6 protein-coding genes are annotated in these 7,095 nt (G+C 36.4%); all 6 read right to left on the bottom strand.

The window, feature by feature from the left end; all coding sequences use genetic code 11:
* Positions 1-1,388: 1,388 nt before the first annotated feature.
* Complete coding sequence (locus tag BRLA_RS24090; RefSeq protein WP_003338843.1) at positions 1,389-1,928, bottom strand: DUF3967 domain-containing protein; 540 nt, start codon at positions 1,926-1,928, stop codon at positions 1,389-1,391.
* A 271-nt stretch (positions 1,929-2,199) separates the two neighbouring features.
* Positions 2,200-2,844 (bottom strand): hypothetical protein, encoded by a 645-nt coding sequence (locus BRLA_RS22730; protein WP_041752793.1) that lies wholly within the window; start codon positions 2,842-2,844, stop codon positions 2,200-2,202.
* 237 nt (positions 2,845-3,081) lie between these two features.
* The gene (locus BRLA_RS24085) at positions 3,082-3,240 is read right to left on the bottom strand and encodes a hypothetical protein (RefSeq protein WP_154071887.1); all 159 of its coding nucleotides are present in this window, start codon (positions 3,238-3,240) and stop codon (positions 3,082-3,084) included.
* An 89-nt stretch (positions 3,241-3,329) separates the two neighbouring features.
* Positions 3,330-3,527 (bottom strand): aspartyl-phosphate phosphatase Spo0E family protein, encoded by a 198-nt coding sequence (locus BRLA_RS22725; RefSeq protein WP_041752794.1) that lies wholly within the window; start codon positions 3,525-3,527, stop codon positions 3,330-3,332.
* Positions 3,528-3,756: 229 nt separating this feature from the next.
* Positions 3,757-5,181, bottom strand: coding sequence for a helix-turn-helix domain-containing protein (locus tag BRLA_RS22720; protein WP_003338837.1), 1,425 nt, complete (start codon positions 5,179-5,181; stop codon positions 3,757-3,759).
* A gap of 1,048 nt (positions 5,182-6,229) precedes the next feature.
* Positions 6,230-7,045 carry a rolling circle replication-associated protein gene (locus tag BRLA_RS22715; protein ID WP_003338839.1) on the bottom strand — a complete coding sequence of 272 codons (816 nt, stop codon included), beginning with the start codon at positions 7,043-7,045 and terminating at the stop codon, positions 6,230-6,232.
* Positions 7,046-7,095 lie beyond the last annotated feature (50 nt).

Here is a 7,095-nt window from a genome sequence, read left to right as displayed (position 1 = left end):
TTTCATTTTTTTCACAAGTAAATAATCGTCAAAACCCTTGACACTACTGATTTCTTCCGCTGTTTTCCTTCAAGTTTTGCGGTCTGATGTGTGACGTAAATCAAGTCTAATAAGGAAAACTCACTCCGCTCGCACAACCTCAAAACCTTTAAAAGATTAAAAACCATTTTACTACGAACAAATGTTTCCGCAAACCTCACAAAACCTAACTTTTAAAATTTTTAGTATTGCAGGTTTAAACCCTCCTTTGATAGACTGTACATAATTGAAAAGGGTAGTCTATTCCTAAAAATGGGTAGACTAAGCCCCTATATGTGGAGAAGAGTCACCCCGACCGCCAAGTCATTGAGGGTGGCTTTTCTTGTGTTATTAAGTCTAGCAAATGTTACCTATTTTTCAAACAGTCTTTCGTAGAAAATTCTCCTACTAAAATTTTTGGTAGGAGTTTTTTATTCTCTTAAACTCATATACCTCTCAGACCGCTCCTATTGCCTCTAAAATCGTTTCTTTTATTATACCATATACAAACTATCATTTCGAACTAAAAGACGCACCTTGCCCCTTTATAATCGTTCTAAGCATATAGTATAGACAGTAATAGATTTTCGCCAACTAGCTTTTTCTATTCTCCTGTAATAGTTTCTACCATGACCTACACTAGAGGAAATCGGTTCTAATAGGGCACGTCCAACTGTAACGCATTGTCAAGCGATAGAACCCGTGTGACAGCCTTTGACTTATGCCAAGTGTAGGTTCAATAAAAAGATGGCTGGTTGCACGAACCGAGCCACCTAGGGGTGGACTCTCTCGCACCTCAACATTCAGCACCTTAGCCAACCTTAGCTAATGCCTTTCATTCCAAATAGGAGGCCTCCGTCTGGATGATTGTAGCTTTGAAATAAACTTAAATTCCTGCTCTCTCCACAATATGAAAGAAGCCCGACCGCCCCCTAGAGGTTCGGTTCGGTCTTCCTCAGTGCATGCTATAGAAAGTATTCTTTACAGATTGATGTATGGTGCATGAGATTAAAGATTATTTAATAATCTATTTCTTTATCCCGTCCGCCTATGGAATAGTGATGTCACAATAAGTAAATTCTAGAATCCTTGTTTACCATGCAATTTCAGGATTTCTAGTTACTAGGTTTACTACTGGTTTTACTACTAGGTTTACTACCTATTTTTTAACAATAAGGGCGAACTGTTCTTATTATTTAGCATAAATTTATAGAGATATTGGAGCTAAAAAGCCCTTTGCCTGCAAGTAGTCTTTTGCTGGTAAGGGCTTTTTTACTTCCCCCCCTTCATGAAAACAACCCCTTGGACAAAACGAAGGAGCTTCACCGGTCTTTAGAGTCTCAGTCCATTATTTTGAGAGTGGGGGGCTATTAACCTTTCCAGAATTGATACCATTTCTTCCTTGGTTGTTCTTGTGCTACAGCCAATAACTTTTTGGTTTCCATTATCTCATTGAGAGACTGCATTAATCGTTCATCACGCAGTTTCAATGCGTTATCTATATATTCGTCTCGCTTTTGAAGTTGTTCAAGTAACGCTTGATTGAACGCTTTTTGCTGTTCCATGTATTCTTCCATCTTATCTATTATTTCTTGATAACGTTCATCAGAACGCTTTTTATCATGGGGAACGATACTCGTTTCTTTATGCGTTATCGGGTGATCTGAATACATAGTACATACGGCTTTTGATGCGTTCTCCATACTCATTTTTTTGCTTAAAAAATCCTTCATCGTTCGTAACGCTATCAAATCACGTTCACGGTAGGCACGTCGATCATGTTCATCACGAATGATGCAGTAACCATCCGCCTCTAAACGTAGTGACCATTTTCGTAGAGCACTTACTGATATACCTAGTAATTCAGCTACATCATTTGCCCAATAAGTCCGTTCAAAGCCATTCTCCATATCGTTCTCACCTCGCTGTACTAGCTTCTAGTGAGAATGAGTAAATCCTTTTGAATTCAGTATACTTTATATTTCATATCACATTCGATTCGTTCGGATTTTGGTAAAAAAACAGTGCGTGCAGCTGACGAATTCCTGGACTTTTTTTCTCAAAAACACGAATGATTTTTAGACCAGGATGTCGGACAACTTATCAAAAGACGAAAATAAAACGCCCGAATTGGAGTTCGGACGCTTGCTTACATAATAGCTATTATCGGGACTCGTTGTATTAGGCTTCTTTTCCTCTTACGGTTAAAGTTCCAGTGCTACTTTTAACTGATCCATCTACGGACACATTGTAATAAGCTATATTTGCATATATATCTTGACCAAAGGTGTAAGGATAGCTTTTTTTAGTACTTTCATTCCAATCACTATCAAATGTTTTATCTACAGTTCTTCCTAAATCACCGTCTGCATTAATAAGACCAAAACCAATTAAATTTGCTTTTATTCTATATTTTTTTGGGCTTCCTTTAGTCACAGTTAGTTTAAGGTCTCCGTCAACAGTATTGTGCCACAATCCAATTACCGCAGTTAATTCTCCCGAGAGTTTAGCACTTAAATCATCATTTTCGGCAGAACCTTTTATCTCAAATCTTCTTTCCATATCCCATACTGCTTGGGCTTTCATTTCATCGTTATTTTCTACTTTGATAGCATATTGTTTGATGAATTCTAGGTCGTCACCTTTGATTGCTTCTCCTATTTCATATTTGTCCCTAATTTCGGCAAATCTTTTATCAATTTTGTTCTGATTATCTTCTGATGCATTTACGCTAGTAACTTCCTTAGCCGACGTATAATCAGGAGTAAATCCTATTACAGATGCAAATAGTGCCATAGACAATACAGGAACCCAAAATTTTCTCATAAATATCAAATCTCCCTTTTTCGTAAATTGTTTAATTATTTCTTTTGTGACATAATTAGGAAAATATCAGACGATTATTGGAGGTTCTTATATATGGGTGGAATTGGTCCAACTTATTTCCTTTTAGGTCTAGTAGTTCTAGTATTAGTGTTCCTTATAACAAGACTGGTCTTAAAAAACAGAAATAAAAAATAAGTATCCTAAAGGAGACAAGGTAATTCAATAAGAATTGCCTTATTATCGCTCCTTATTCAATAGTTTTTTTGTTTCCAAAACAACGTTTCTGGCTCTGGCTTTCAGTTCCAGACGGCGTGCAAACCATTGACATCTTAGCTTTTGTTTTCTGATTCTTCTTGCATGCTCACTGTCTCGATCGGAGTCACCCCATACCAACATAGTGAAACCTCCTAGTTGTCCATGAAAAGCTGAAAAACGGCTTGATTTTACTCTAAATGGTTTTCCGTACAGCCTATTCACATCAACTCTTATTTCGTAAATTGAATCTTTTGAGTTGCAACAATGCAGTCATCTAGTTGCTTGCTTATTTCCAATACGGCTGGACTGGTGAAAGAACCTTCTTGAAAAAATAACTGTACTAACTTCTCTCGTAAGGCTTCGGTTTTACGTTGTAAATCGCAATCATTCTGTGATAAAGTGATGGCACAACTCTGTAGGTTGGACATTCCTTTTCTGTAGGTTAAAGGGATGTCCTTTTTCATGTTGTCATAAGCATTGTTTTCGATTTCAACCCCCCTCCTCCAATTCCATAATTTTACTAATCTAAATGTACATCAAAACCCCAAAAATCCCATATTGAGAAAAAATTGGGTTAAATAAAAAAAGCACCTAAAAAGGTGCTTTGAAGAGATGTATTATCCTCCCATTCCATGACCATACTGAACGACCAAATTACTAAACATCCCCAAAGCTAACACCACTGAAAATAATTTCCCTTTCATTCCCTTCATCCTCCTTCAAAACATCCTGATAAGTTTTCTTTTGTTCTTCTGTAGCATATTCCAAATAGTCCCAAAATAATGCAGTACAACTTTTAAACTTATCGAAATCTTTTATTGAATCAGTTAGAATCAGGCAATTTAATACAGAATCTAAGGCACTCTTAAATTCCTTCTTTCTCACCAAATATAAAGCTAATTGATATCTAAAATGAATAAGTTCACTTACTTTAATAGCATCATCTAACGGAATAATTTTCTCAAAAGAATTTATATTTTCCGAAAAATGATCTAAAACGTAATCAACAAAAAATTTATGCTGATTAGCTGACTTTAAAATTGTCATTAAAGCTGAAAGTATTTCATCTGGGTGATCGTCAAGAAACTGAACATAACTAGGGAGAATTTCAGCTTTTCCCATAAGTATATCCAAGGTAAAATAATTTGCTGTTGCCCATAAGTTAAACTTTTCTATCTCTATACGTCCGAGTTCATCTTGAAGCTCAAACCAACTTAAATCAGCATATCCATTCACATATTCCCATGCCTTTTCATATAGTTCCTGATTTTCTAACGCTATACCTTTTATAAGAAATCCACGACCATAATAAACAACTAAATGTCGTTCCGTTTCAAACTTCTCATTCTTGCTATTCTCTAACTTATGTAACTTATTTTCATAAACCAAAGTAGCTAATTCTCTTAGCTCATCGGCATATTTTTCAACCAATTTCCATTTTCGAAGAGTATAACAAGTATTGGCTAAATGCAGTAAAGCATCCAATTGATAGTTTACTGGTAACCTCTCACGATAAGGCGAAAACCGAATAACAGCTTCCCAATTCTCTTCAGAATTACTCCCTAATAATGCTCTAAATAACCTATATTGGCTTAAAATAAACCGTTCTGAATAGTTGTCTTTCTCGTTGTCGACTACAGTTTTGTATAGAATTGCTGACTCTCTTTGTCTACCAGATTGAAATAATTGCTCAGCTACCGAAAAGATAATCTCTATACTTTTGGGAACTTCTAATAGCCTAGAAACAGCTAACTCAATGCAATCGCATCTACCAATTTCTGCACAGCGTATTAGATAAGGAATTAGCCTTGGTTTAGACGCCCTTTTTTCGGTAATACACTCATCTACATATAAATCGTACATCCATCCTGACTCACAATTAAATGCTTCAGCAAATGCATCTAATTGTTTAATTGTAATAGCCCTACGCTCGAGTAGAATTTCACTGATGTGCCCAACTTTGATACCAGAGAGTTCACTCAGCCGTGTCATCGTGCAATTTTTATCTTGCATACATTTCTCGATTTCCGCACGTATTGACTTCTTTATTTCAAACACCCCATAATCCCCCTTATTTAACAAAATAATGGCAATTTTAGTATATTTTATACTTTAAGGGACTTTATTACTAGTGTTATTGAGTTGAGTTGTTTGAGTTTGTTTTGTAAATGTAGTACAGCGTTACCATTGAAAAATTTATTTGGGGAACTTTTTTTATAGCAGACTGTTAGACGGTCTAGGGATAGCATTGTAGAGGTTTTTACACCCCCCCTCCCTTTCTTATTACTTCCCTTCCGACAGCTCTCATATTGGCTTTCTGGAGAATCGTAACCAATGCAGGATAAGGAACGTTACCATTCCCGCCCACAAATTGTAGGCAAAGCCTACTAGACCAACTATTTAAATGGTCACATGAGATGACACAGATAAACCTAAATCTCAAAACCATGGACACATACACAAGATGAATTAAATAGATACAGCATTTATAAAGGTCACGCAGATCCGCTCGACCTACTAGATAAAAACAGTAAAAAGACCTGCACTCATTCCTCTCACAAGGAAATAGATACAGGTCTTTTAGTTTGTACATCGCTCTATTAATCTAGCTTATTCACTTCTAGGCAGACAAATGCCTGGGCGTTCGTATCGTAAAGTTGTGTTTTAAGGTGTGGCTCTGGAAGTGTCCCAGCTCAAAACACAACTGACATATGCCTTTTAGATGTAAACCATCCCCCATCGAAATAGTATCGTAAACGCATCGTAAAACCCCAGTTAAATAGAGTATTATTCTATTAATCTGGTTTGTGAACTGTACTGTTTACAAGACTTTTTTCATGCAAAAATTGTATCGTCCTATAACAAAAGTGGCTGTTTACATGTGTTCAAACAGGGTTTGGGAGAAGCCCAAAAAATCGCAAATTGAAAACCGCTGCGGTTAACATTTGCGAATCTTGCTATTCAATAAAACTCCTGATTCAGAGTATATTTTCCCATGCTGTACGTTAATTTAGGCACAATTTGTCTTATAAGATTCTTATAAGATTTCATAAAAAAACAAAAAAAGACAGGTTTTACCCTGTCTAAACTAAGCAAAATTAGATATAATAAGCAATAACATTTTGTGTGCTTAGTTTAATCTAAACTCGTCGTTGGGTGTCAGATTAAACTCTATATCTATAATATTACCGTAGTGTTCACTGGTGTAGGAGCTAGTGAACACTCTTTTTTTGTCTTCTACATTGGTATCTACATTCAAACTATTCTTTCTTAAAAATTGTGCTATCTCCCAAGGGTTCGTTAACACCACTGGTTTTATCATGTTCATACTTGTCGTGTAGCATTTCTTGTTTATCATTCGGATATCTGCTTCTGCTTTCATCATGTACTTTGAAATGTACGCTCCTACGTTGTCCACTCGATCTATGTCGTTAATCTTCACAAACCCATGGCCCCATATTTCTCTAAGCTTCTTTTTAGGAATGTACGGCAAATTTGACATCATGTGATAGTGTACAGCTCCACGCTCTTGAAACTCTATTACGACTATGTATCTAAATTTTCCGTACCTGCGTCTCATTCGCTGTATAAACTGCTTAAAATCCTTCTGTGCTGTCTCTACATCCGTCATGTTTTCCTCATATGTAAGGGTGATAAATTTGGAATGTCGATCAAAATTGGCATTAACCAGATTGATTACTTCCCGTCTCGCTCGCTTATTCGATCTAGCTCTACTGTCTAAGGACTTGTCCAACATTTTGTCCCGCTCATTGTCTATAGCTTTATCTAGATCGGAAACCATTTCTTCTGTTAACGTCTCTTCTTCTACTTCCAGCACTTGTCTATGTCTAGTAAATCCACTGTAAACAGGTTTTTCGTATCTACGTAAACGGATGATATCACCTGCTATCACCAGTCGCATATTAGAGCATTTATGCTTGGTCATTATTCAATTTTCACCTTCTCCTTTTTGCCTATTTTTCTGTCCCCTTTTTG

Source organism: Brevibacillus laterosporus LMG 15441, assembly GCF_000219535.2.
GTDB lineage: Bacteria > Bacillota > Bacilli > Brevibacillales > Brevibacillaceae > Brevibacillus_B > Brevibacillus_B halotolerans.
Note: the sequence above shows the minus strand (reverse complement) of the source record. Positions and strands in the feature narration are given on the sequence as shown.

Coding starts and splice junctions, on each gene's coding strand:
- BRLA_RS24090 (WP_003338843.1), bottom strand. CDS start 1,928: ATGGAGAATGGCTTTGAACGGACTTATTGGGCAAATGATGTAGCTGAA.
- BRLA_RS22730 (WP_041752793.1), bottom strand. CDS start 2,844: ATGAGAAAATTTTGGGTTCCTGTATTGTCTATGGCACTATTTGCATCT.
- BRLA_RS24085 (WP_154071887.1), bottom strand. CDS start 3,240: ATGTTGGTATGGGGTGACTCCGATCGAGACAGTGAGCATGCAAGAAGA.
- BRLA_RS22725 (WP_041752794.1), bottom strand. CDS start 3,527: ATGTCCAACCTACAGAGTTGTGCCATCACTTTATCACAGAATGATTGC.
- BRLA_RS22715 (WP_003338839.1), bottom strand. CDS start 7,045: ATGACCAAGCATAAATGCTCTAATATGCGACTGGTGATAGCAGGTGAT.